This is a genomic window from Cupriavidus sp. 01L43, from assembly GCF_056399925.1.
Map to the genome: position 1 here is coordinate 227,915 of NZ_JBFTSH010000007.1, position 23,161 is coordinate 251,075.

The 23,161-nt window shown below is 69.8% G+C and carries 21 protein-coding genes; 3 read left to right on the forward strand and 18 right to left on the reverse strand.

The genetic code is table 11. The annotated features are described in order from the left end of the window. Nucleotides 1-31: 31 nt before the first annotated feature. From AC1DP9_RS14735 to AC1DP9_RS14755, 5 genes are all read right to left on the reverse strand, one after another. A complete protein-coding gene (locus tag AC1DP9_RS14735) occupies nucleotides 32-1,630 on the reverse strand; it encodes an EAL domain-containing protein (RefSeq protein WP_477107764.1) in 1,599 nt (532 codons plus the stop codon). A gap of 242 nt (nucleotides 1,631-1,872) precedes the next feature. Next, complete coding sequence (locus tag AC1DP9_RS14740) at nucleotides 1,873-2,769, reverse strand: intradiol ring-cleavage dioxygenase (RefSeq protein WP_477107765.1); 897 nt, start codon at nucleotides 2,767-2,769, stop codon at nucleotides 1,873-1,875. A gap of 121 nt (nucleotides 2,770-2,890) precedes the next feature. Next, on the reverse strand, nucleotides 2,891-3,829 hold the full coding sequence (locus AC1DP9_RS14745) for a 2-hydroxyacid dehydrogenase (RefSeq protein ID WP_477107766.1): 939 nt from the start codon (nucleotides 3,827-3,829) through the stop codon (nucleotides 2,891-2,893). A 104-nt stretch (nucleotides 3,830-3,933) separates the two neighbouring features. After that, the gene (araD, locus tag AC1DP9_RS14750; protein WP_477107767.1) at nucleotides 3,934-5,673 is read right to left on the reverse strand and encodes an L-arabinonate dehydratase; all 1,740 of its coding nucleotides are present in this window, start codon (nucleotides 5,671-5,673) and stop codon (nucleotides 3,934-3,936) included. Between the two features lie 125 nt (nucleotides 5,674-5,798). Then, entirely contained in the window at nucleotides 5,799-6,218 is a 420-nt protein-coding gene (locus AC1DP9_RS14755; RefSeq protein ID WP_477107768.1) for a VOC family protein, read from the reverse strand. A gap of 158 nt (nucleotides 6,219-6,376) precedes the next feature. Between AC1DP9_RS14755 and AC1DP9_RS14760 the strand changes: the two genes are divergently transcribed. Then, nucleotides 6,377-7,198 carry a DMT family transporter gene (locus AC1DP9_RS14760; RefSeq protein ID WP_255370864.1) on the forward strand — a complete coding sequence of 274 codons (822 nt, stop codon included), beginning with the start codon at nucleotides 6,377-6,379 and terminating at the stop codon, nucleotides 7,196-7,198. Between the two features lie 9 nt (nucleotides 7,199-7,207). Here the strand turns inward: AC1DP9_RS14760 and AC1DP9_RS14765 are convergent, their stop codons facing one another. Continuing rightward, nucleotides 7,208-8,089: an SDR family NAD(P)-dependent oxidoreductase gene (locus AC1DP9_RS14765; RefSeq protein WP_477107769.1), complete on the reverse strand. Its 882-nt coding sequence runs from the start codon at nucleotides 8,087-8,089 to the stop codon at nucleotides 7,208-7,210. Nucleotides 8,090-8,369: 280 nt separating this feature from the next. Here AC1DP9_RS14765 and AC1DP9_RS14770 point away from each other — a divergent pair, with 280 nt between their 5' ends. Further along, on the forward strand, nucleotides 8,370-8,612 hold the full coding sequence (locus tag AC1DP9_RS14770) for a helix-turn-helix domain-containing protein (RefSeq protein ID WP_255370847.1): 243 nt from the start codon (nucleotides 8,370-8,372) through the stop codon (nucleotides 8,610-8,612). A 22-nt stretch (nucleotides 8,613-8,634) separates the two neighbouring features. Here the strand turns inward: AC1DP9_RS14770 and AC1DP9_RS14775 are convergent, their stop codons facing one another. The 5 genes from AC1DP9_RS14775 to alkB form a co-directional block, all read right to left on the reverse strand. Further along, entirely contained in the window at nucleotides 8,635-9,321 is a 687-nt protein-coding gene (locus AC1DP9_RS14775) for a glycosyltransferase family 2 protein (protein ID WP_092295509.1), read from the reverse strand. Continuing rightward, nucleotides 9,318-9,920, reverse strand: coding sequence for an SAM-dependent methyltransferase (locus AC1DP9_RS14780; RefSeq protein WP_441644498.1), 603 nt, complete (start codon nucleotides 9,918-9,920; stop codon nucleotides 9,318-9,320). Before AC1DP9_RS14780 ends, AC1DP9_RS14775 begins: the two co-directional genes overlap by 4 nt. Continuing rightward, nucleotides 9,917-10,978, reverse strand: coding sequence for an acyl-CoA dehydrogenase (locus AC1DP9_RS14785; protein WP_477107770.1), 1,062 nt, complete (start codon nucleotides 10,976-10,978; stop codon nucleotides 9,917-9,919). The genes AC1DP9_RS14780 and AC1DP9_RS14785 overlap by 4 nt, the downstream gene beginning before the upstream one ends. A gap of 120 nt (nucleotides 10,979-11,098) precedes the next feature. Beyond that, nucleotides 11,099-12,562, reverse strand: a complete 1,464-nt coding sequence (locus AC1DP9_RS14790; protein WP_092295503.1) for an SLC13 family permease — start codon at nucleotides 12,560-12,562, stop codon at nucleotides 11,099-11,101. Between the two features lie 154 nt (nucleotides 12,563-12,716). After that, complete coding sequence (alkB, locus tag AC1DP9_RS14795; protein WP_477107771.1) at nucleotides 12,717-13,379, reverse strand: DNA oxidative demethylase AlkB; 663 nt, start codon at nucleotides 13,377-13,379, stop codon at nucleotides 12,717-12,719. Between the two features lie 236 nt (nucleotides 13,380-13,615). Here alkB and AC1DP9_RS14800 point away from each other — a divergent pair, with 236 nt between their 5' ends. After that, nucleotides 13,616-14,611 (forward strand): glycoside hydrolase family protein, encoded by a 996-nt coding sequence (locus AC1DP9_RS14800; RefSeq protein ID WP_441592580.1) that lies wholly within the window; start codon nucleotides 13,616-13,618, stop codon nucleotides 14,609-14,611. Nucleotides 14,612-14,618: 7 nt separating this feature from the next. Here the strand turns inward: AC1DP9_RS14800 and AC1DP9_RS14805 are convergent, their stop codons facing one another. The 7 genes from AC1DP9_RS14805 to fliF all read right to left on the reverse strand — a co-directional run bounded on the left by AC1DP9_RS14805 (nucleotide 14,619) and on the right by fliF (nucleotide 22,879). Further along, the gene (locus AC1DP9_RS14805; RefSeq protein WP_477107772.1) at nucleotides 14,619-15,674 is read right to left on the reverse strand and encodes an alpha/beta fold hydrolase; all 1,056 of its coding nucleotides are present in this window, start codon (nucleotides 15,672-15,674) and stop codon (nucleotides 14,619-14,621) included. Nucleotides 15,675-15,885: 211 nt separating this feature from the next. Beyond that, nucleotides 15,886-17,448, reverse strand: coding sequence for a flagellar hook-length control protein FliK (locus AC1DP9_RS14810; protein ID WP_477107773.1), 1,563 nt, complete (start codon nucleotides 17,446-17,448; stop codon nucleotides 15,886-15,888). A 15-nt stretch (nucleotides 17,449-17,463) separates the two neighbouring features. Further along, nucleotides 17,464-17,916, reverse strand: coding sequence for a flagellar export protein FliJ (gene fliJ, locus AC1DP9_RS14815; protein WP_092295488.1), 453 nt, complete (start codon nucleotides 17,914-17,916; stop codon nucleotides 17,464-17,466). Next, nucleotides 17,909-19,390 carry a flagellar protein export ATPase FliI gene (fliI, locus tag AC1DP9_RS14820; protein WP_477107774.1) on the reverse strand — a complete coding sequence of 494 codons (1,482 nt, stop codon included), beginning with the start codon at nucleotides 19,388-19,390 and terminating at the stop codon, nucleotides 17,909-17,911. Before fliI ends, fliJ begins: the two co-directional genes overlap by 8 nt. Beyond that, the gene (fliH, locus tag AC1DP9_RS14825; RefSeq protein WP_092295485.1) at nucleotides 19,383-20,213 is read right to left on the reverse strand and encodes a flagellar assembly protein FliH; all 831 of its coding nucleotides are present in this window, start codon (nucleotides 20,211-20,213) and stop codon (nucleotides 19,383-19,385) included. The genes fliI and fliH overlap by 8 nt, the downstream gene beginning before the upstream one ends. Continuing rightward, entirely contained in the window at nucleotides 20,200-21,213 is a 1,014-nt protein-coding gene (gene fliG / locus AC1DP9_RS14830) for a flagellar motor switch protein FliG (protein ID WP_092295482.1), read from the reverse strand. The genes fliH and fliG overlap by 14 nt, the downstream gene beginning before the upstream one ends. Further along, nucleotides 21,197-22,879 (reverse strand): flagellar basal-body MS-ring/collar protein FliF, encoded by a 1,683-nt coding sequence (fliF, locus tag AC1DP9_RS14835; RefSeq protein WP_441592577.1) that lies wholly within the window; start codon nucleotides 22,877-22,879, stop codon nucleotides 21,197-21,199. Before fliF ends, fliG begins: the two co-directional genes overlap by 17 nt. Between the last annotated feature and the right edge of the window lie 282 nt (nucleotides 22,880-23,161).

Here is a 23,161-nt window from a genome sequence, read left to right on the forward strand (position 1 = left end):
CCTCCTTTTTTTATCGATCTTGGGGTTTGCGTCAGGCCGGCGCCGGTGCCGCCGGCGCGGCGTTCTTGCTCAGGAACTGGGCCAGCTCCACGGCCGGCACGGGCCGCCCGAACAGCCAGCCCTGCCCGTAGTCCACGCCCTGCTCGCGCAGGTAGTCGGCCTGGGCGCTGTCCTCGATGCCTTCGGCCACCACCTCCAGCCCGAGCGAGCGCGCCATGGCGATGATATGCGGCGCCACCGTGCTGGAGGCCGCCTCCTGCCCCATCGTATCCACGAAGGACTTGTCGATCTTGAGCGCATCCACCTTGAAGCTCTCCAGGTAGGAGAGGCTCGAGTACCCCGTGCCGAAGTCGTCGATATAGACCGGATGGCCGGCGTCCCGGAAGGCCTGGATGGTGTCGCGCGCCACGTCCGGCTCCAGGAAGCCGCGCTCGGTGGCCTCGATGCGGATCTGCGCCGGCGCGATGCCGGTGTCCCGCAGCCGCGCGTCGAGCACGCTCAGGAAGCGCCGGCTCTTCAGGTCCTCCGCGCCCACGTTGATCGAGACATAGAACGACGGATGCCGCCGCAGCAGCGTGCCCAGCTCGGTCAGCACGATGTCCAGCACCTGATCGGTGATCTGCTGGATCAGCCCGGCGTTCTCGGCCATCGGGATAAACAGGTTGGGACGCACCAGCCGGCCGTTACGGCGCCAGCGCACGAGCGCCTCCACGCCCACGCAGTGGTTGTCCGAGAGCGCGACGATGGGCTGGTAGTGCACCGCCATCTCGTGGCGCCGCACCGCGCCGCGCAACTCGCCCTCCAGGCTGAAGCGCCGCGTGGCGCGCCGCCAGACCAGGATGCCGAATGGCACCCCGGCGGCCAGCCCGACAATCAGCCCGCCCACCAGCAGCGCCTTCCAGTTGGTCAGCAGTGCCGCGCGCGGGGCCAGCACCACCACCGCGAACGGCATCGTGCGTGACTTGCGCAGCACTACGGCGGCGTCGTCCTCATGCTCGGCGGCGCCGCCGGTGCCGTAGGCATGGTCGGCGTAGGCGCGCTGCAGCCGGGCGAGGTTGGCGCCCTGCGTGGTGGCGAAGATGCGGCCGGCATCGGTATGCACCACGGCCAGCATGCGCGTGTCGCGGTCCACCACATCGACGAAAACCTGCGGATCGATCGACACATGGTTGCCGTTGCGGCCCATCAGGATGGTCCGGCGTGGCGCGCTGAACGGGTTGGCGAGGTCGAACCAGAAGTCGTAGCCATCGGGCGTGCGCCAGTCGGGCGGCGGCAGCGGCAGGGTGCGCGCCTGCACCGGGCCCAGCAGCGCCGAGCACAGGCGGCGGCCGCGGCCATAGACGCCGGCGTCCTGGAGGAAGCGATAGCTGTAGGTGATGCGCCGGAGTTCGACGAGATTCGACGGGGAGCAGGGCTCGTCGCGGAGCTGCTCCATGTCCTGGATGGCGCTGATGGCCTGGCTCATGACCGCTTCGCCGCGCCGCAGCGCCGCGTCGGCGAACACCGCGAGTTGGTCGGCTTCGCGCCGATTGGCCTCCAGCTGCGCCATGAACACGCCGATTCCCACCGGGAACAGCGTAGCCAGGGTCGCCAGGGCAATCGTCAACGCGAGAAACCAGCTGCGCTGCATCGGAGAACATCCCCTCCTGGAGAACCGCGCCGAACGCGGCGCTCCCAAGGATGCGCCGCTCCCCATGATGTACCGGATCGCCAACGCCCGGTTGATCGGCAGGCCATCGGCCCGCCCCTGGGGAGCATAACTAACAATTACGGGTCATGTCTGGTCATTGCCGTGGATTTTGCATTTTTTCCATGGCGGGCATTGATGGAGACCTTGGCCGGATGGTGGATGGCGGCCGGAGGCCAGGGGGCCTACAGCCGCACGCCAGGGATGAGCGCGGCGGCGCGGGCGCTGCCTGCCTCCGGGGCGGCCTGCTCGCCCTGGCCGGGGGGAGGGGGCGGGCGGCGGCCATCGCGGGACAGCGGCGGACGGTCCGGCGGCGGATGATCGGGAAACCCCTCGCGCGGGGCGGTGCCGGCGGGGTCCACCACCAGCGTCAGCGTGGCCACGTAGCGGTCGTGCGCCTCGCGCACGGCGCCGAGCACGGTCTCGCCGGCCATCAGCGCGATGCCGTCGTTGCTGTTCAGCGTGCCGCGCACCTGCCGGCGCCGGTAGGCGGGGAGCTGGCTATACAGATACTCGTTGAGCGCATCGGGCAGGAAGCACTGCGTGGTCAGGTGCGCCCGGCCGGCCGGGTCGAGCACCTTCATATGCAGATGGGTGGCGCGCCCGGCGTACCAGCCGGGATAGATCGTGCGGAACATCGCCACGCCATCGGCGCCCACTGGCTGGCTGCCGCGCAGGAAGGTCTGGCCGCGCGTGGCAATGCGCTGGCCCTTGTCGTCGCGCTGGCCGTCATAGCCCGAGTACACGCCGGCGGCGTTGCAGTGCCAGAGATCCACGCGCTGGCCGGCGAGCGGGCGGCCCTGCACGTCCACCACGGCGAAGCGCACCTCGAGCGGCACGCCGGGCTGGCCTTCGGTGATGTCCTGCCGGATCTTGCCCGCATCGAAGTAATACGGGCCCTCGGTGGTCTGGGCGGTCAGGGGGAGCGTGGCGGCGGTGGCCGGCTGGCGTTCAGCGGCGGGTGCCACGCGGGCCAGCGCGGTCAGGCCGGCGCTGCCCAGGCCCAGCGCCAGCAGGTGGCGCCGGCGGGGGATCGATGGTTTCGATTGTGTCGATGGTGGCGAGGCAGGAGAGTCGGGCATCGCACGCTCCGTAAAAAGCTGGAATGCCCAGTGTAGTCCCGGGGGTGCCCCGCCAGTGTTTCGCGTCTGTGTCGCCCCGGCTACACGTGGTAACGGGGCGACCAAGGGGGCGATCGGCGGATCAGAGCGCCGATTTCACCACCGCGCCGGAGGCGAAGAAGCTCTCCAGGTTCTCGAACACGAGGCCGGCCATGGCTGCGCGCGTCTCGTGCGTGCCGCTGGCCACGTGGGGCAGCAGGACCACGTTGTCCAGGCCGAACAGCGCCTCGGGCACGTGCGGTTCGTTCTCGTAGACGTCCAGCCCGGCGCCGGCGATGCGCTTGTGGGTCAGGGCGTCGACCAGCGCGGCCTCGTCCACCACGGTGCCGCGCGCGATATTGATCAGGTAGCCCTGCGGCCCGAGCGCTTCCAGCACGCCGGCGGAGATCAGGTGGCGCGTCTCGGGCCCGCCCGAGGTGGCCACGACCAGGAAGTCCGCCCAGCGCGCCAGCGCCTCCACGGACGGCTCGAAGCCATAGGCCACGCCGTCCTGCGGCTTGCGGCCGAAGTAGCGCACCTCCATGTCGAAGCCCGACGAGCGCTGCGCGATCACGCGCCCGATACGCCCCATGCCGACGATGCCCAGCCGCTTGCCGCTGACGCGCGTGGTCAGCGGATACGGGGCCTTGGGCCACTCGCCGCGCCGCACGTAGCGGTCTGCCGCGCTGACCTGGCGCGCCGCGTCCATCAGCAGGGCGAACGCCGTGTCGGCCACGCAGTCATTGAGCACGTCCGGCGTGTAGCCCACCGCGATGCCGCGCGCGCGGGCGGTGTCCAGGTCGAGCTTGTCCAACCCCACGCCGAAGCTGGAGATCACGCGCAGGTTCGGCAGCGCGGCCAGCATCTTGCCGTCCACGCCGGTGGCGGCCCGGGTGGTCATCGCCACGAACTCGGCGCCGTGGGCGGCCAGGTAGCCGGCGGGGTCGGTCTCGGCCCAGAGCGGGTGCACGTCGAAAGATTCGGCCAGGCGGGCTTCGGTTTGTTCGGGCAGGCGGCCGTGCTGCAGGAGGCGGGGTTTCATGCGGAATTGGTCCTGTCTGGGAGAGATCTGGGAAGAAGGGCGGGGCGCGGCCGGGGGCGGCGCGCCCGTCATTATCGGGGAGGATGCTTGCGGAAGGCTTGCGGTCAGTAGATGCTCGGCTCGCCCACGGGGTCGCCGAAGTCGGTCTGCAGGAAGTCGAAGTCGCAGCCGTCGTTGGCCTGGCGGATGTGCTGCGAGAACATGAAGCCGTAGCCGCGCGCATAGCGGGGCGGCGGCGGGGTCCAGGCGGCGCGGCGGCGCGCCAGTTCTTCGTCGGATACCTCCAGGTGGATGCTGCGCTGGTCGATGTCCACCGAGATCAGGTCGCCGGTGCGCACCAGCGCGAAGGGCCCGCCGATGTACGCCTCGGGCGACACATGGAGGATGCAGGCGCCATAGCTGGTGCCGCTCATGCGCGCGTCGGACATGCGCAGCATGTCGCGCACACCCTGCTTCACCAGCTTCTTCGGGATCGGCAGCATGCCCCATTCCGGCATGCCGGGACCGCCCTGCGGGCCGGCGTTGCGCAGGATCAGGATGTGGTCGGCGGTCACGTCGAGGGTCTCGTCCTCCACGGCAGCCTTCATCGACGGGTAATCGTCGAACACCAGCGCCGGCCCGGTATGGCGGAAGTAGCGCGGGTCGCAGGCGCTCGGCTTGATCACGCAGCCGTCCGGCGCGATATTGCCGCGCAGCACGGCCAGCGCGCCTTCCCGGTACAGCGCGTTCTCCGTCGTACGGATCACATCGTCATTGTGGACTTCGGCCCCGGCGATGTTCTCGCCCAGCGTACGGCCGGTTACGGTCAGCGCGGTCAGGTCGAGCTTGTCCCGGATGCGGCTCATCAGCGCCGGCAGCCCGCCCGCGTAGTAGAAGTCTTCCATCAGGTACTTGTCGCCGCTGGGCCGGATGTTGGCGATAACCGGCACGTGCCGGCTGGCGGCGTCGAAGTCGTCCAGCCCGATGTCATGCCCGGCGCGGCGCGCCATGGCAATCACGTGGATGATGGCGTTGGTGGAGCAGCCCATGGCCATGGCCACCACGATGGCGTTCAGGTACGCCGCCCGGGTCTGGATGCGCGCCGGCGTGAGGTCTTCCCAGACCATGTCGACGATGCGCCGGCCCGACTCGGAGGCCATGCGGATATGGTTGGCGTCTGCCGCCGGAATCGACGACGCGCCGGGCAGGCTCATGCCCAGCGTCTCGGCGATGGCGGTCATGGTGCTGGCGGTGCCCATCGTCATGCAGGTGCCGTGGCTGCGCGCGATGCCGCCCTCGATGCCGATCCACTCGGCCTGGCTCAGGTTGCCGGCGCGGCGCTCGTCCCAGTATTTCCAGGCGTCCGAGCCGGAGCCGAGCACGTTGCCCTTGTAGTTGCCGCGCAGCATCGGCCCGGCCGGCACGTAGATGGCGGGCACGCCGGCGCTGGTGGCGCCCAGCAGCAGGCCCGGCGTGGTCTTGTCGCAGCCGCCCATCAGCACCGCGCCATCCACCGGATGCGAGCGGATCAGCTCCTCCGCCTCGATGGCGAGCAGGTTGCGGTAGAGCATGGTGGTCGGCTTGACCGAGCTTTCGGAGAGCGAGATGGCGGGCAGCTCCACCGGGAAGCCGCCGGCCTGCAGGATGCCGCGCTTGACGTCTTCCACGCGCTGGCGGAAGTGGGCGTGGCAGGGGTTGATGTCCGACCAGGTGTTCAGGATGGCGATGAGCGGCTTGCCCATCCACTCGTCGGGCGCGTAGCCCATCTGCATGATGCGCGAGCGATGGCCCGAGGAACGCAGGTCATCGGGGGCAAACCAGCGCGCGCTGCGCAGCGCGTCGGGCGTCTTTCTTCGAACCGTCATGTGTCTCCACCGTTGCTGTCGTCACGGCGCCTGCCAGGCAGCACGCCGTTGGGGTGTGGGTTGGAGGCACTAGTGTATTGGCACGCACACCGACCCGCAACGCCGGAGACCTGTGGCGGCGCCGGCTACTCTGCCTCGAGGATCGAGAGGATGTTGCCGGCCGGGTCCTTGAACCACGCGATGACGGGGCCGCCTTCGCCCCGGCAGATGCCGCGCGCGTCGGTCTTCAGGTCGGGTTCGTCATACATTTCAAAGCGCACGCCGTGGTGCGAGAGGTCGTCCACGGCCTTGTCGACGCTGGGGACCGGGAAGTTCAGCACCGTGAACGTGGCTGGCGCGTGGTTGGGTTTGGGGTAGAGCAGCACGTGGTTGCCGCCGGCCAGGTTGAGCGCGAGCATGCCGTGCTCCTCCGTGACCACGAGGCCGAGCGTGTTGGCGTAGAAGTCCTTGGCCATGGCGAGGTCGTTGACCGAAAATCCGCTGAAAGCATGGCTGTCCCTGAGCATGTTGGTCTCCTGGGTCGGGCTGGTGGGGGGCGCCTGCATGGGCGCATCATGGCCCAGTATGGTTCATCGGCCCCCTTCCCCCAAATGACAAATCGATGATGTCCCGCCCGCCGTCCACCCCGCCGTCCACCCCGCCGTCCACCCTCCCGGCACCCCCCGCCACGGCAGCCACCACGGCCGCCCTGACCGCGCTGGCGATGGTCGCCTTCGCGGCCAATTCGCTGCTGGCGCGGGCGGCGCTGAAGGGCACCGGCATCGACGCGGCCACGTTCACGCTGGTGCGGGTGGCTTCGGCCGCCCTTGTGCTGGGGGCGATCCTGCACCTGCGGGCGCGGGGCAGGGCGCGCATGGGGGGCGACTGGATTGGCGCGGCGGCGCTACTGGTCTACGCGTGCGGCTTTTCGTTCGCCTACCTGCGGCTGGCCGCCGGCACCGGGGCGCTGGTGCTGTTCGCCAGCGTGCAGGCGACCATGATCGGCGACGGCCTGCGGCGCGGCGACCGCCTGCGCGCGGTGCAGTGGCTCGGCATTGCGCTGGCGCTGGCGGGGCTGGTCTGGCTGGTGCTGCCGGGTTTGCAGGCCCCGCCGCCCGGGGCGACGCTGCTGATGGCCGTCGCCGGCATCGGCTGGGGCGTCTATTCGCTGCGGGGCCGGGGCGCGCCGGACGCGCTGGCCGCCACCGCCGGCAACTTCGTGCGCGGGGTGCCGATAGCCTTGGCGGTGAGCGTGGTGAGCGTGGTGAGCGTGGGGGCGGTCGCCCAGCTTTCGGTCGACTGGCGCGGGGTGGTGCTGGCGGTGGCCTCGGGCGCCGTGACGTCCGGCATCGGCTATGTGATCTGGTACGCCGCGCTGCGCGGGCTGGCGTCCACCACGGCGGCCACGGTGCAACTGAGCGTGCCGGTGCTGGCCGCGCTGGGCGGCATCGCCTGGCTGGGCGAGCCGATGACCGCGCGGCTGGCCGTCAGCGCGGTGGCCATCCTCGGCGGGATCGCGCTGGTCATTGCCGCGCGGCGGCGCTGATTCCCCTTCTTACTTCTCTTCCACGGCGCGCGGCTCGTTCTCCACGCTCGGCACCGCGTCGCCGCTCATCGGTTCGGCCATCTTGCGGTGCTGTTCCGCCAGCACATCGGACGGCGTGACCATGGCGATGGCCGCGCGCAGCTTGTTCTGCCAGCCGGTAATCACGTCGCCCTCGCCCCGCATCATGGCCTCGAAGCCGATGCGCGCCACCTCGGCCGGATCGGCCTTCTTCTCCTGGGCGATGCGCGTGTCGAGCATGTCGGCGCGGTCGAAGAACTCGGTCTCCGTGGCGCCCGGCATCAGGCAGGTCACCGTGACGCGGGTATCGCGCAGTTCGTGGCGCAAGGCGAACGAAAACGAGTCCAGGAAGGCCTTGGTGGCGTTGTAGACCGCCTGATAGGTGCCCGGCATGAAGCCGGCGATGGACCCGGTGATCAGGATCCGGCCCTCGGCGCGCTCGCGCATGGTCTGGCCGATGTGATGGAGCAGGTAGAGCGTGCCGGTGACGTTGGTTTCCACCACATGCTCGATATCGGCAAATGCCTGGTCCAGGAAGGCGCGGCCCAGGCCGCGCCCGGCGTTGGCGCACAGCACGTCCACCTGCCGCCCGCGCGTGGCGGCCAGCAGCTTGTCCACGCCGGCCGGGATGGAGAGATCGGCCTGGATGGCCTCGATGGTGGTGCCTTCGGTGCGCAGTGTCTGCGCCGCCGCTTCGATCTGCGGCTCGTCCGCCGCGATGATCAGGTCCATGCCGTGGTCCGCGCAGCACTGCGCGAGGTGATAGCCAATGCCCGTAGAGGCACCGGTGACCACGGCCAGCCGGCGCGTGCCGGTGACCGGGGCGCGCTCGGGATCGTCCAGGCGGTCGATGGGGGTCTCGATCGGGTCCATGGGGGTGTCTCCGTTATCGAATAGGAATTCCCTGACCGCCGCAAGCTTCGTTCCACGCCGCCGGCGCCCGCCCGGAGGGGGCCGCCTCCCTCCGTTTGTAGGGATTGCCACGGCGCGCTGCTCGGGCGAGCGTTTTATTTTGACAACATTACAAACCGCGAAGCGGGTACTTACCTATGGCATGCGTAGCCGCTTGATGTTGCGCTAGGAGGTTTTGTCAATCATTGGTCAGAATTGATAGATTTTTAACTTTTCCTGGATGACCGCGATGCTGAGAGTCATGATTTCCAACCCAGATCAGCTTGGACAAGTGCTGCAAGGCGCACGCAAGGTCGCCGGCCTGACCCAGGCGGAAGCGGCTGCCCGGCTCGACATCAGTCAAAGCCGGATTTCGCATATGGAGCTGAACCCCGAGACCATCAGCGCGGGGCAACTGCTGGCGCTGCTCGGGGCCTATGACCTCGATCTCGTCGTGCAGGACCGCGCGATCGGGGAAGCGGAAATTCAGAAGTTCGAGTGGTAAGGCCCGGATCAATCCGCCCGGCTCAGGGCAACAGCGTTTCGCCCTCGCGCAGCGCGGCAAGCGTCGCAAGATGATCGGCAAAGCCGCCGGCCAGCCGGCCACGGGCGCGCGCGCTGGTGGTCACCTGCGGCAGCGTGCTCCAGGCGATATGCGCGTTGATGGCCTGCAGGGCCTCGATCAACGCCACGTCCTCGCTGACCGGGTGCGGCAGGAAGCCGCCCGCGCGCCGGTAGGCATGCGAGCAGACCCCGAGGTTGGCGCCGTGGACATGCCGGTGCCCCTCCTCGCGCCGGTAGCGCGCGGCAAACCGCACGGCCACGTGCGGCGGCTGGGGGCTCCAGTCCTCCACCGTCACCAGTCCGCAGACCGCATCGGCGCGTAGCGCAAGCTGCGCCACCAGCCAGTCCGGCGCTACGCGGCTGTCGGCATCGGTAAAGGCCAGCCAGCGCGCCTGCTGGGCCAGCAGGTGCTGGGCGCCGGCACGACGCGCCTCGCCCACGTTGCGCGCGGCAATCGTCAGGCAGGTGATGCGCTCCGGCGCGTGGCATTGGGCGATGGCGGCCGAGCCGTCGTCGCAGGCATCGAGCACAATCACCACGCGCACCGCCTCGCCGCCGAGCGCCGGATGGGTGGCGGCCATGGTCAGCGCCCGCAGGCACGCCTCCAGATGGTCTTCCTCGTTGTGAACAGGCACGACCACGCCGATCATGGCGCCTCCCGCTGGCGGAGTGGCCGCGCGTCGCGCGACCAGACTTCGAGCAGGAAATCCGGCTCCAGATGCCGCACATGGCGATGCAGCCCCGGCTGCCGCGCGATGGCAGCGTGCACGTGCCGCGTGGGCTGGGTGCGCTCGGCGAACGGCCGCAGCCAGTGGCACGCCAGGATCACGCCCGCATCGGTCAGCGCGCCGGCCGCGCGTTGCGCGGTCTCAAGCCAGGCATCCGGGGCGAAGAAGTAGCCGATCTCGCTGAGCACGATCAGGTCGAAGGCGGCCTCGGGGCCGTTCGGCCATTCCGCAGGCAGGTTGGCGGTGGCCACCTTCACGTGCCTGTGCCGCGCCACGCGCTCCTGCGCGCAGGCCACGGCGCGGGGCACGAGATCGACGGCCAGCAGGTGGTCGCAGCGCGTGGCGAGGCGATCCGTCAGCATGCCGGTGGCGCAGCCGGCCTCGAACGCCGCGCCGTAGCGCGCGTCAGGCAGCGCGGCGAGCACCACGTCGCGCTTGCGGGCCTCGTACCAGAGCGACTCGAAGCCCCACGGGTCGGGGTTGTCGAACATGGCGTGGAAATCCGTGGCGGTTGCGGTCATAGCGCCCCCATATCGCTATCGTCCTGCGCCAGCCGCTGGCCCAGCGCGGCGAGGTCGCGTTCGGCATGGCTCTGGCGCAGCAGCACGGGCAGGTCGGCGTACAGCGCGGCCAGCGTCGGGTTGCGGCACAGCGGGCCGGCGCCGAGCGTGTTGCCGGCGTGCTGGATCACGCGCAGCACGGCGGCCTCGATCACGGTGCGGGCGCGCATGGCCGGCACGAAGGCGTCTTCGGTGGGATGGGCGTCGATCCATTGCGCGGTCTCGCGCAGCAGCGCGGCGCTGGCGTGCAGGTCGCCGTCGATGGCGGCGAGGTGGGCGGCGGCGTGGGGATCGTCCCGCTTCTTCAGCGCCGCGCGCACGGCGTGGGCGAGCGGCAGCGCCGCACCATGCCAGCAGGCCGCGATGCCGGCCCCGCCGTGCCAGAAGCCGGGGCGGCGCAGGTAGGCATCGGGCGCGGTGAGCAGCAGCGCGGGGCAATCGTCGAACAGGACATCGCCGCTATCGGTGGCGGCCATGCCCACGGCGTGCCAGCCCTCGCGCGTGACGGTGACGCCGGGTCCGGCCATGTCGACGATAGCCAGCCGCTGCGGACCGGGCTCCGCCTGATCCAGCCAGCAGGTGACGAGCGCGTGCGAGACCTCCCAGGCGCCTGAACACCAGGCCTTGCGGCCGGTGAGGCGGGCGGGGGTGAAGGTGTCGGTGCCGCTGTCGGTGCCGCTGTCGTTGCCGGTCAGGCCGGCAATGTGCGGGATGCTGGGCGAATCATCGGTCTGCACGCGCAGGCGTGCATCGGGCGGTTCCGCCGCCCAGATCGCCCAGCTTGAGTCGGGAGCCGGCGTGGCGCCGGCGACTTCGGCGAGGATGGCCAGCGCATCGGCATGGGCCTCGAACAGCTTGATGGCTACCGCGCCCCGCCTGGCGGCGATGGTGGCGAACAGGTGCCAGCGCGCCAGCGTCTGGCCATGGCCGGGGAGGGGGATGCCATCGTCTCGGACGAACTCGGCAATCAAAGCCCCGAGGTGGGCGTGCGCGCCGCGATCGTCCGGAAAGTCGCCCATGGTGCCTCCATCCTCGTGCCAGCATCGGAATCTGTCACTTTGGAGGGTACGCATGACGCCCCGCGGCGCCTGCCGGCAAACGGCGCGCCGCGATGTCAGCCGAATCCCACAGGGCGTGGCTTACGGGAGATAGCCCAGCACGCGCCACCAGAGGTAATCCAGCGGCAGCAGCACCACCACCGTGATGGCCGCCAGCGCCAGGCACAGCCGCGTGCCGTGCCGCAGGCCCACGCCGCCCAGCTGCATGGCGATGACGATGGGCGGCGACTGGTAGGGGAAGAACACCGTCGAGAACACCGGTACCTGCAACATCAGCACCGTTTCCAGCGGCAGGCCGGTGGCGGTGGCCAGGTCGCGCGCCAGCGGCGTCATCACGGCGGGGAGCGCGGGCAGCGTCGACATCAGCCCGAGCACGGCGCCCATGGCGCCCAGCGCGCCGACATTGCCGGCGGTGTGGCCCGGCGCCAGCGGCAGCCAGTGCAGCAGCGCTGCGCTGATGGCCGTGCCGAGGCCGGTGTGCTCGACCACCGCGCCCAGGCCGAGGAAGCCGGCCACGTAGAGCAGTGGCACCAGATGCACCTGCTCGGTCAGCGCCTTGGGCGAGACCAGTCCGATGCCGGGCAGCAGGCAGACGATGCACGCCGCCAGCGAGATCCAGGCGGGCGAGATGCCGTGCCAGGCGTCCGTGGCGAACGCCGCCACGGCCAGCGCCAGCAGCACCGCGAGCAGCGTTTCGGGCTTGCTCATGGCCGTGCGCGCGGTGGCCGGCTGCGGCGTCATCGCCGCCGTTTCCGGGAACAGCTTGCAGACCAGCCAGACCAGCACCACGGTCTTCAGCGCGCCAAGCACCGGGAAATGCAGCAACAGGTAGCTGCCATAGCTCAGGTTGATGCCATAGAGCGAATTGGCCGCGCCGAGCAGCACGCTGTTGGGAATGTTGGCCGGCAGGATCGACGTGGGCGGCATGTAGCTGGCCGCCGCCACGGTCAGCACCATGCCGATGCGCCCGTTCGAACCGGGCCGGAAGCCGAGGCGGTCCGACAGCGCCAGCACGATCGGCATCAACAGCAGCACCCGGCCCGTGGTGGACGGCATCAGGAACGCCAGCCCCACCGCGCTCATGGCCACCGTGGCAATCACCTGCGGATAGGTGTTGACGCGCTTGTGGAAGATGATGTCCGCCAGCCGCAGCGCCAGCCCCGTGCCGCGCAGCGCCACGCCGGTCACCGCGCCGCCGAACATCAGCCACCAGGCTGTGGACGTGAAGCCGGAGAAGACCACCGGCGCGGGCGCGATGTGGAGGACCACTGCGCACAGGAAGAACAGCAGCGTGGCGGTCGGTTCGGGCAGTGCGCCGGTGGCCCAGCAGCACACGGTGGAGACCACCAGCGCGCCGGCCCAGATCAGCGCCGGCGGCGCCCCGGCGGCCTGGCCGGCGATCCAGACCGCGGCGATGCTGGCGGCGATCAGCAGGGCGGCGCGGATGGAGTCTGCGGGGCGGCCGGTGAACTGAGGGGCGGGTGGTGTTGCCGTCGGCTTGGCGGTGGGATTGGCGGGATTGGCGGGGGTCGAATCGGCAGGCATCGCGGGTGTCTCTTCGGAGGCCGGTCGCGCGATTGTTGACGTCTGGCGCCGGCAGCCATTTGTCGTGGTGCCGTATCGTACTGCACGCCGCAAGGCCCGTGCTGGATGCGCAACTTGTGCCCGGCGCGAGGATTTGTCGCTTGTGTTTTCCCGCTCAGCGTGTCTTGCGGAAGGTCAGGTTGATGCGCGTGCGCCCGGTGAGTGCGTGATCGTCATCGGCCAGCGGCGCAATGCCGTGGAAGACCAGCCGCGACGGGCCGCCCCACACCACTACGTCGCCATGGGCGAGCCGGATGCGCGCCGGCTTGTCGGCGCGGCGCAGGCCGCCCCAGAGGAAGGTGGCGGGCAGGCCGAGCGAGACCGAGACGATGGGCGCCCGCAGGTCCAGTTCGTCGCGATCCTGATGGAGCGAGAGCCGCGTGCCGGGCAGGTAGCGGTTGATCAGGCAGGCATCGGGCGCGAAGCCCGGGTAGCCGGCGCTGGCGGCGGCGCGCTCGGCCAGCGCGCGGAACACCTCGGGCATGGGCGGCCACGGCACGCCCGAGTCGGGGTCGACGGGGTCGTAGCGGTAGCCGGCGCGGTCGGAGACCCAACCCGCCTCGCCACAATTGGTCATCGCCACCGACATGCGCAGCCCACCGGGGGTGATCAGGTGGCGGAACGGGGCCTGTGCGCCGACCTGGTCGACGGTGGCCAGCAGGCTGCTATCGACATCCCGCGCAAAACCACGCAGCACCACGGCGCCCGGGCCCAGGGGCTCGGTGGCGGACGGGGTGTCGGGGTCGGCGGGAAGGGCGTCGAAGAGGTCGAAAGTCATGATGAGGTGAGGCGGGGCATGCCGATGATAGCGGCTCGCCGGGATGCCGGGTGGCGGGGCGTGCAGCGCGTTCACGCTATCTGGGTGCCATCGCGCATCGACCAGCGTTGTAAAAGGGCAAACCGGCACGGATTCCGAGTGCGCTTCCGTTATCATCCGCGAGTCCTGTCAAGGGACGGTAGCGCGGATCGACAAAAACATAGCGCGCACGGGAATAACCAGAAGGGGTCAATACGATGGAAACCAAGCAATTCGCGCCATGGCGCGGGATGACACTTGTCCGGCGCTTGCTGGGCGCGGGACTGATCGCCGGCATGCTGGCACTGGCCGCCTGTGGCGGCGGGGGCGAGGAGGCGACCAACGGCTCGCCTGGCGCCGGGGCGCCGCTGACGCCGTCCAACCCACAGGTGCCGCAAGTGCCGCCGGTGACCCCCGGGGACCCCGGCACGCCCGGCGTGACCAAGAGCGCCAAGCGCGGGGTGGCCTACGATCTGGTCAGCGCGCAGGACTTCGCGGCGCTCGCGCCGGGGGTGTCCTGGTGGTACAACTGGGCCGCCAAGCCCAACGGCACGGCGCCCGCCGATGCCACCACCAAGTACAGCATGGACTTCATCCCCATGCTCTGGAACGACAACTTCAACGACGCCGCCATCGAAGCCTGGCTGCTGGCCAATCCGCGCGTGAAGTACCTGCTGCTGATGAACGAGCCGAACCTCACCGATCAGGCCAACCTGACCCCGGCGCAGGCGGCCACCGTCTGGCCGCGCTACGAGGCCATCGCCGCCCATACCGGCGTCAAGCTGGTCGGCCCGACCATCACCTGGGGCACCATGCCCGGCTACCAGGACCCGGTGATCTGGATGGACGCGTTCTACGCCGCCTATCGCACCGCCAACGGCAACCGCGACCCGCGCATCGACTACCTGGCCTTCCACTGGTACGACTACGGCCTCGGCGGCCAGCTCGACCGGCTGATGAAGTACAACAAGCCGTTCTGGGTGACCGAGTTCGCCAACTGGCACAGCAACGCCGACGGCGCCCAGATCGACACCCTCGAGAAACAGAAACAGCAGATGAAGGAAATGGTCGCCATCTGCGAACAACGCGCCGACGTGTTCCGCTACGCCTGGTTCACCGGCCGCTGGAACAACGACATGCACTTCACCAGCCTGCTCGGCGGCGATGGGCAGTTGACGGAACTGGGCAAGTACTACATCGGGCTGCCGTTCTGAGCGAGGGTTACCTCGGCCGCGCCATCCCCTCCAGCAACGCCTTATGGAACGCCGCCGGGTCCTGCATCTGGGGGGCGTGGCCGAGTTCGGGGAATTCCACCAGTGTGGTGTTCGGAATGGCCTTGGCAGTGATTTTGGCCAGTTCGGGGTAGCGGCCGAGCTTGGCCTGGACCTCTGGCGGGGCGGCGTCCTTGGCGATGGCGGTGGTGTCCTTGTCGCCGATCAGCAGGAGGGTCGGGGCCTGGATCGCGCCCATTTCGTAGACCACGGGCTGGGTGTAGATCATGTCGTACAGCAGGGCCGAATTCCATGCCACGGTCTGCTTGCCCGGGCCGCGGTTGAGGCCGGTGAGCATCTGCACCCACGGTTCGTAGTCGGCGCGCCATTGGCCCGCGTAGTACGTGGCCTTCTCATAGTTGCGGATGCGGTCGGCGGTGGTGGCCAGTTCACGCGTGTACCACTGGTCCACGGAGAGCGGCGGCACGCCCTTGGCTTTCCAGTCCTCGAGCCCGATCGGGTTGACCAGCACGAGTTGCTGGGTCTCGCGCGGGTACATCAGCGCGTAGCGCATCGCCAGCATGCCGCCCGTGGAATGGCCCATGACCGTCACGTTGCTGACGCCGATGGATGCCAGCAGGTCGTGCGTGTTGCGGGCGAGTTGCTGGAAGGTGTACTGGTAGCGCGCCGGCTTGGTCGACTTGCAGAAGCCGATCTGGTCCGGCGCGATCACGCGGTAGCCGGCGCCGCTGAGCTGGTGGATGGTTTCCTGCCAGGTGGCGGCGCAGAAGTTCTTGCCATGGAGCAGGACCACCGCGCGACCGTTGGGTTTCTCGGGTTTGATGTCGAGAAAGGCCATCTGCATGGCTTCGCCCTGGGAGGTGAAGCGGTAGCGCTGGACCGGGGCGGGGTAGTCGAAGCCTTCGAGTTCGGGGCCGTAGGCGGGGCCGCTATCGGCAGTCGGCGCGGATGCAGCGGCATCGGCGGCGTGGGCGAGCGGCGCGGCGAATGCAGAGAACGCGGCGACAGTCGCAGCGGCAAGCAGGGTCTGGCGGAGCAGGGACATGGCGGGGGCGGGGTGCGAGGAAGAGACAGGATCGTCGCACAACTGACCGCCCCGCGTGCGGGGAAGTTCCGGACGGCGGCGGGCGTGCAGGCGCTGCCCCTCTCCCCCGGCCCCTCTCCCGCAAGCGGGCGAGGGGCGCAAACCCGCGGTGTTCGCCCCTCTCCCTCTGGGAGAGGGGCGGGGGGAGAGGGCAGGCGTCTGCAGTACCCGATCAGGCGAATGTATCGACTTCGCCGCGCGCCAGCGGGCGCGGGGTGCGGGGGGCGGGCGTAGCGGCCACGGCGGGTGCCGTGTCCTTGCCGAAGCCGGTGGTCTGGGCGAAGGCGCTGCCGCCGTTGGACTGGCGCTGTGGTTGCTGCTGGCCGCCGTTGCCGGCCTGGGCGAAGCCGTCCGAGCCGACCGATGCCTGGCCGAGCTGGATGCCCGCTTCGGCCATCGACGTCCGCAGGTGCGGCAGCGCAGCTTCCACGGCGGCGCGTACGGCCTGATGCGGCGACACGAACTGCGCCTGCGCCTGATCGTTCACCACGTTCAGCACCACCTTCAGCGGGCCGAGGTTGGGCGGGTTGAGATCGAGTTCGGCGGTCTGGTTGCCTTGCGTGGACAGGCGCACCATCTGCTGGCCGAGGGCCTGCGCCCACTGGCTGTCGCCGACGTTCGGCGCGACGGCCGGACGCGCGGCGGCTGCTGCAGCCGCTGCCGGCGTGGCATGCACGGCAGCCTGCGCGGCGATGGCCGAGGCCAGCGTGGCGGCGCTGCTGGCATTCGTGGCGCCGGTATCGGCCGATTCGCCGGTACGCGCCGCAGCCGCAGCGGCGGCAAACGGGTTGGCGGCCGGGGCGTTGGCGTTCGGCGCGGCGGCGGCTTGCAGTGCCGGCTGTGCGGTCTGGCCGAGGTTCGACTGCTGGCTGCCGGACTGGCCACCTGCGTGGCTGCCCGACTGGCCGCGCGCGTCCTGCGCGCCGGCGACCGGCACCTGCTGCGTGGCGGCGGCGATCTTGTCGGCGGTGGTCGGCGCGGTGCCCTGGAGCGCGGCGCGCTGCTGGGCGATGGTCGCCAGCGTGTCGGCCGGGCTCGGCGTGGACGCCTTGGCGGTGGCGTCGGCGGTGGCCGTGGCCGGCAGTTGCGCCAGCGGGTCGGTCTGGGCCGGGGCGGCGGCATCGCCAGCCGCTGCGGCGGCTTGTGCGGCTTGTGCGGCCTGTGCGGCGGCTTGCGCGGCAGCCTGGCCGGTCAGCGTGGCCGGGCCATTGAGACCATTGAGACCGCTCACGCCATTCATACCATTCAGGCCAGCCAGGCTGTTCAGCCCGGTGGGGTCGGCAGCGGTCTTGTCGGTCGGGGCCGGTTGCTGGGGCAGCGGTTGCAGCAGCATCGCGGCGGCCAGCGCGGCGGCAGCGGCGGCGGCGTCAGACGCCACGGTGCTGTCTTCGCCGTTCTCGGCATCCTGCGTGGTGTCCGTGGCGGTATCGGCCTTGCCGGTGGTCTTCCCGTCGGCATCCTTGGCCGGGCGCGTATTGGCCTGCGCCGTCTGGGTGTCGCCCTTGTTCTGCGTCGATGGTTCGGCCGACTTGTCCTTGGCTGCCGTGTCCCTGGCGTCCGCCTTGTTGCCGGTCGGCTTGGCGGGCACGCGCACGGCGGGCTGGCCGCTGTCGCGGGCGCGAGTCAGCGCGTCCTTGAACGCATTCGCTTCGGCGCTGGCGCGGGCGTCGCCGGCCGTGCCGGAGGTCGGGGTCTTCAGGCCGGCGTTGCCGACGAGCTGGCTGATATCGATCATGTTCTTGTTGGCAGGTTAGTTCTGGCCGCTGGCCGGCTGGCGGGCCATGCGGGCGGCGTATTCGTCAGTGGAACGCTGCTCGCGCCGCGCGGAGACCTGCTGCTCGCGCACTTCGGCGCGGGTGATCAGCGTGTCGAACGAGTTCTGGCGGCGCTTCTGCTGCTGCCAGTTGGCACGGCCAGCCAGCAGGTCGGCCTCGGCCTTGGCCAGCGCGCTGGTCTGCTGGCGGATGGCGTGGTCGAGCGAGTCGAGAAAGCGCGAGAAGTCCTGCCAGCGCCCCGAGGTCATGCCCTCCGCCGCGATGGCCTGCATGCGCGTGCGGTACTCGTGACGGTATTCGGTCAGCGCCAGGAGCTGCTGCTCGGCTTGCGTGCGCAGCCCCTGCAGCCGGCCCAGCTCGCGCGTGGCCTTGTCCGTGTTGTCCTGGGCCAGTTCGGCCAGCGTGTTGAGCGGGGTGGGCTTAGCCATGGTGCGTCCTCTCGAAGAGATCGTGCAGGCGGGCGATGGAACCCTCGTAGTCCGCGCGCTCATGGATGTCCTGTTGCAGGAACGACTCCATGCGCGGGTGCATGCGGATTGCGAGGTCCAGTTCCGGATCGTTGCCGGGCACGTAGGCGCCCACGCTGATCAGGTCACGGTTGCGCTGGAAGCGCGACATCAGTTGCTTGAAGCGCCGCACGGAGGCGAACTGCGGCGGCTCGATCAGCGCGGTCATGGCGCGGCTGATCGAGGCTTCCACGTCGATGGCCGGATAGTGGCCGCTCTCGGCCAGGCTCCGCGACAGCACGATGTGGCCGTCCAGAATCGCGCGGGCGGAATCGGCGATGGGATCCTGCTGGTCATCGCCCTCGGTCAGCACGGTGTAGAAGGCGGTGATGGAGCCGCCGCCCTCGGGGCCGTTGCCGGTGCGCTCCACCAGCGTGGGCAGCTTGGCGAACACCGAAGGCGGATAGCCCTTGGTGGCGGGCGGCTCGCCGATAGCCAGCGCGATCTCGCGCTGGGCCATCGCGTAACGGGTGAGCGAGTCCATGATCAGCAGCACGTGCTGGCCCTGGTCGCGGAAATATTCGGCGAGGCGCGTGGCGTAGGCGGCACCCTGCATGCGCAGCAGCGGGGAGGTATCGGCCGGCGCGGCCACCACGACCGAGCGCTTGCGGCCCTCTTCGCCCAGGATGTTCTCGATGAAGTCCTTCACTTCGCGGCCGCGTTCGCCGATCAGGCCGACCACGATCACGTCGGCGCTGGTGTAGCGGGCCATCATGCCCAGCAGCACGGACTTACCCACGCCGGAGCCGGCGAACAGGCCCATGCGCTGGCCGCGTCCCACGGTCAGCATGCCGTTGATGGCGCGCACGCCCGTGTCCAGCACGGTTTCGATCGGGGCGCGCATCAGCGGGTTGATCTGCTGGCCGGCCAGCGGGACTTCGGTGGCGGCGGTGATCGGGCCGAGGCCGTCGAGCGGACGACCGGCGGCGTCGAGCACGCGGCCCAGCAGGCCGTGGCCTACCGGCAGGCGCTTCGAGCCGGGTTCGCGCGGCGAAGCCATGCCGGACGGTTGCGGCGACGGTTCGAGCGGATAGACACGGGCGCCCGGCACCAGGCCGGCCACGTCCGATTGCGGCATCAGGTAGAGGCGGTCGGCGCCAAAGCCGACCACTTCGGCCTCGGCCGTGCGCGGGCCGCCATGGGCGTGCTGCGTGCCCGGCAGTTCGATCAGGCAGTCGCTGCCCACCGGCATGCGCAGCCCCACGGCTTCCAGCACGAGCCCGGCGGCGCGCGTCAGGCGGCCGCAGGCGCGCTTGCTGTCCACCTCGGCGATACCTGCCGAGGCGCCGGTCAGCGCGTCGCGCCAGCGCGCGGTGTGCAGCGCGGCAGAAGCGACATCGGCGAGTGCCGACGGGGGCATCGGCTGGGCCGGCGCGGCGGGCTGGGCGTCATGCATGCGGGGGCTCCCACGGGTCGTTGCGGCCCAGGGCCTTGATCACACGGCTCCAGCGGGTGGCCAGGCTGGCGTCCAGTTCGCCGCTGGCGGCGCTGGCGATGCAGCCGCCGCGCGCCACGGTGGCGTCGGCGCGCACGGTCCAGCCGGCGGCTTCCAGTTCGCCGGCCAGGTGGGTTTCCACCAGCGACACGTCTTCGGGATTCAGCAGCAGGCAGGGCGAGCCGGACAGCCGCGGCTCGGCCGCCAGCAGTTCGCGCGCGGCGGGCAGCAGCGCGGCGGGATCGGTCTCCATGGTCTTGCGGACCAGCTGGCGGGCCACATCGAGGGCCAGGCCGACCAGTGCGTCGGCAATCTCGGTATCCACGCGGCCAAGCGCGTCGCGGAAGTTGCCGGCCAGCTCCTGCAGCCGGGCGGCTTCATTGCGGGCCGATTCCAGGCCGCGCGCATAGCCTTCGCGGTGGCCGTCGCCATAACCCTGGGTCTGGCCCTGGGTGTAGCCCTGCGCATAGCCTTCCTTGCGGGCGCCTTCGCGCATCGCATGCAGGGCTTCGAAATCGATGGACGGCGGGGGCGGCGGTTCGGCGGGGAGCTGGACGGACTCAAGCGCCCGCTTCAGCGCGTCGCGCGGGTCCAGCGACACCATCTGCCAGCGCTGCCAGGCGTCCCCGCGCGAGCGGGCGCGCACCGGGCTGGGCGGCTCGAACGCGCTGAAGTTGTCGAACGGGTCGCTGGCACCGGCGCCACTGCCATTGCCGATGCTGGTGCCGGTGTCGCCGCGGGCAGGCCCGCGGCTGGCGGCAAAGCCGCGCTCAAACGTAGGCATCGTCGCCTCCGCCAATCTGGATTTCGCCCGATTCCGCCAGGCGTCTCACCACCTGCAGGATGGCCTTCTGCTCGGCCTCCACCTGCGACACACGCACCGGTCCCAGCGCTTCCAGGTCTTCGCGCAGCATCTCGCCGGCACGGGTGGACATGTTGCGGATGAACTTGTCGCGCAGTTCCTGCTGGGCACCCTTGAGCGCCACGATGAGCGATTCGGTAGCCACTTCCTTGAGCACGCGCTGGATGCCGCGGTCGTCCACTTCCAGCAGGTTCTCGAACAGGAACATCTCGTCGATGATCTTCTGGGCCAGGTCGGTGTCGTGCGTGCGCACGCCGTCGATGACCGCTTCCTCGTGGGCCGTGCTCATCAGGTTGATGATCTCGGCCGCCGTGCGGACGCCGCCCATGCGGCTGCGCTTCAGGCTCTGGCCGGCCAGCAGCTTGGTCAGCACGTCGGTCAGCTCCTGCAGCGCGCCCGGCTGCACGCCGCCGAATGTGGCGATCCGCAGGATCACGTCGTTGCGCAGGCGGTCCGTGAAGAAGCCCAGAACTTCGGACGACTTCTGGCGGTCCAGGTGGATCAGGATGGTAGCGATGATCTGCGGGTGCTCGTCCTTGATCAGCTCGGCCACCGAGGTGGCGTCCATCCAGTTCAGGGAGTCGATGCCGCCGCCCGGATCGCGCGATTCCAGGATGTCCTCGATCACGGACAGCGCGCGTTCCTCGCCCAGCGCCTTGTTCAGCACGCTCTTGATGAACGAGCTGGAGTCCACGTTCAGCGCCAGGTACTGCTCGGTCTCGCCGCGGAACTCGGCCAGCACCTCGGCCATTTCCTCGCGCGTCACCGACGACAGGTTGGCCATCGCCGAACCCAGCCCCTGCACTTCACGGGGCGACAGATGCTTGAAAACCTCGGCGGCAGCGTCCTCGCCAATCGCCATCATCAGGATGGCACTCTTCTGCAGGCCCTGTTCGGGCATTCCCTTACTGGCGTTCGTCATGGGCCATCCAATTCTTGATTACGCTGGCGACCAGGCGCGGGTCGCGTTGCGCGGCGTCGCGCACCAGGGCGAGATCGCTTTCGTACTTCGCGGCCAGGCGCAGGACTTCCGGATTCTGGGCTTCTTCCGGCGGCAGGAGCACGGCCTCGCTGGCTTCCGTCGTCTCGGAGGGCGCGGGCAGCGGCGGCGCGGTGTACTTGCGCAGCACCGGACGCGCCACCTTGAACCACAGGAACATCGCCAGGATTGCCAGCAGCAGGTAGCCGACGCCGGTCTTGGCCAGGTCGATCATCTGCGGTTGCTTCCACAGCGGCAGCTCGGGTTCCTTCTCCGCGTTGTCGGTGAACGGGCTGTTGACCACGTTCAGCGAGTCGCCGCGGTCGGCCGAGTAGCCCATCGCTTCCTTGGTCAGGTTCTCGATCTGGGCCAGTTCCTTGGCGGACAGCGCCTCGGTCACCGGCTTGCCCTTGGCATCGAGCTTCTGGCGGTAGTTCACGACCACGGCCACCGACAGGCGCTTCACGCCGCCCGGAGCCTGCTGCACGTGACGCACCACGCGGTCCACCTCGTAGTTGGTGGTGGCGTCGCGGCGGCTGGTGCTCGGGCCGGTCTTCTCGGCGGTCTGCGTGGCCTGGTTCGCGTTGGCCTGGGCCGGCGGATTGGGCTGGCCCGGCTGGCGCGGCGGCTGCGGCGTGGTCACCGGGGCCACGGCGGCGGCCGGCGGCTGGTTCGACAGCGCGCCCGGCACGCCGCCCACGGGGGTGGCGCCCTGCGTGCTCGACTCGCTGGTCTGCTGGCTGCGGATGACCGCCTTGGTCGGGTCCTGGTTCGGCTTGTAGCTTTCGTCGGTGTGCTCGACGGACGAGAAGTCCACGTCCGCGGTGACCTGGGCGTGGACGTTGTCCTTGCCGAGGATCGGCGCGAGGATGGCTTCCACGCGCTTCACGTAGTTCTGTTCCACCTGCTGCACGAACTTGAGCTGGCTGGCATCCAGCGAGCGGTCGTTGGTGCCGGAGAGCAGGTTGCCGTGCTGGTCGACGATGGAGATCGACTTCGGCGTGAGTTCGGGCACGCTGGACGAAACCAGGTGGCTGATCGCGGCGACCTGGCCTTCATCGACGGCGCGGCCCGGGTAGAGCTGCAGCACGATCGACGCGGTGGGCTTCTGGCGCTCGCGCACGAACAGGGTGGGCTTGGGGATGGCCAGGTGCACGCGGGCCGACTGCACGGCGCCGATCGACTCGATCGAGCGGGCGAGTTCGCCTTCCAGGCCACGCTGGTAGTTGACCTGTTCGGCAAACTGGCTGATGCCGAATTTCTGGTTGTCCATCAACTCCATGCCGGTGTTGCCGCTCTTCGGCAGGCCCTGGCTGGCCAGCTTGAGGCGCATTTCGTGCACCTTGTCAGCCGGCACCATCAGCGCACCGCCGCCTTCGGCGAACTTGTACGGCACGTTCATCTGCTGGAGGGAGGCCACCACGGCGCCGCCGTCGCGCTCGGACAGGTTGCTGTACAGCACCTTGTAGTCCGGCGTGCGCGACCACATCACGCCCACGGCGATGGCCGCGACCAGTGCCGCCCCGCCCAGCATCATGGGCAGGCGCGGATTGGCCTTGAGCTTGTCGACCAGTGCCGCGCCGTTCGGCAGGGTAGCTGCCGCGTTCATGCGCGCGACTCCGGCGCGGCAGGGTTAGTCCTGCCCTTGCCACTTTCGCCTTGGCTGCCGTTAATCATTTCGGCTTGGCTCACATTACGCTGCTGAAAAAACACGCGCACTCCCCGCTGGTTGATAACAGGCCGGGGGCGGTGCGTCGATACGCTTGGATCCGCCAGATCCGGCACGGTAGCGATGATCGGCCAGAAGGCTGATGGACAATCGGCTGAATAGGCTAGGTTTTCCCGCCGAATTCATCCTTTGGGCCGGGAGCGGGGGTGGGTACAGTGCGAG

What these genes read in the sequence shown, in the direction of transcription:
- AC1DP9_RS14735 (WP_477107764.1), bottom strand. Translation starts at nt 1,630, where the DNA reads ATGCAGCGCAGCTGGTTTCTCGCGTTGACGATTGCCCTGGCGACCCTG.
- AC1DP9_RS14740 (WP_477107765.1), bottom strand. Translation starts at nt 2,769, where the DNA reads ATGCCCGACTCTCCTGCCTCGCCACCATCGACACAATCGAAACCATCG.
- AC1DP9_RS14745 (WP_477107766.1), bottom strand. Translation starts at nt 3,829, where the DNA reads ATGAAACCCCGCCTCCTGCAGCACGGCCGCCTGCCCGAACAAACCGAA.
- araD (WP_477107767.1), bottom strand. Translation starts at nt 5,673, where the DNA reads ATGACGGTTCGAAGAAAGACGCCCGACGCGCTGCGCAGCGCGCGCTGG.
- AC1DP9_RS14755 (WP_477107768.1), bottom strand. Translation starts at nt 6,218, where the DNA reads ATGCAGGCGCCCCCCACCAGCCCGACCCAGGAGACCAACATGCTCAGG.
- AC1DP9_RS14760 (WP_255370864.1), top strand. Translation starts at nt 6,377, where the DNA reads ATGGTCGCCTTCGCGGCCAATTCGCTGCTGGCGCGGGCGGCGCTGAAG.
- AC1DP9_RS14765 (WP_477107769.1), bottom strand. Translation starts at nt 8,089, where the DNA reads ATGGACCCGATCGAGACCCCCATCGACCGCCTGGACGATCCCGAGCGC.
- AC1DP9_RS14770 (WP_255370847.1), top strand. Translation starts at nt 8,370, where the DNA reads ATGATTTCCAACCCAGATCAGCTTGGACAAGTGCTGCAAGGCGCACGC.
- AC1DP9_RS14775 (WP_092295509.1), bottom strand. Translation starts at nt 9,321, where the DNA reads ATGATCGGCGTGGTCGTGCCTGTTCACAACGAGGAAGACCATCTGGAG.
- AC1DP9_RS14780 (WP_441644498.1), bottom strand. Translation starts at nt 9,920, where the DNA reads ATGACCGCAACCGCCACGGATTTCCACGCCATGTTCGACAACCCCGAC.
- AC1DP9_RS14785 (WP_477107770.1), bottom strand. Translation starts at nt 10,978, where the DNA reads ATGGGCGACTTTCCGGACGATCGCGGCGCGCACGCCCACCTCGGGGCT.
- AC1DP9_RS14790 (WP_092295503.1), bottom strand. Translation starts at nt 12,562, where the DNA reads ATGCCTGCCGATTCGACCCCCGCCAATCCCGCCAATCCCACCGCCAAG.
- alkB (WP_477107771.1), bottom strand. Translation starts at nt 13,379, where the DNA reads ATGACTTTCGACCTCTTCGACGCCCTTCCCGCCGACCCCGACACCCCG.
- AC1DP9_RS14800 (WP_441592580.1), top strand. Translation starts at nt 13,616, where the DNA reads ATGGAAACCAAGCAATTCGCGCCATGGCGCGGGATGACACTTGTCCGG.
- AC1DP9_RS14805 (WP_477107772.1), bottom strand. Translation starts at nt 15,674, where the DNA reads ATGTCCCTGCTCCGCCAGACCCTGCTTGCCGCTGCGACTGTCGCCGCG.
- AC1DP9_RS14810 (WP_477107773.1), bottom strand. Translation starts at nt 17,448, where the DNA reads ATGATCGATATCAGCCAGCTCGTCGGCAACGCCGGCCTGAAGACCCCG.
- fliJ (WP_092295488.1), bottom strand. Translation starts at nt 17,916, where the DNA reads ATGGCTAAGCCCACCCCGCTCAACACGCTGGCCGAACTGGCCCAGGAC.
- fliI (WP_477107774.1), bottom strand. Translation starts at nt 19,390, where the DNA reads ATGCATGACGCCCAGCCCGCCGCGCCGGCCCAGCCGATGCCCCCGTCG.
- fliH (WP_092295485.1), bottom strand. Translation starts at nt 20,213, where the DNA reads ATGCCTACGTTTGAGCGCGGCTTTGCCGCCAGCCGCGGGCCTGCCCGC.
- fliG (WP_092295482.1), bottom strand. Translation starts at nt 21,213, where the DNA reads ATGACGAACGCCAGTAAGGGAATGCCCGAACAGGGCCTGCAGAAGAGT.
- fliF (WP_441592577.1), bottom strand. Translation starts at nt 22,879, where the DNA reads ATGAACGCGGCAGCTACCCTGCCGAACGGCGCGGCACTGGTCGACAAG.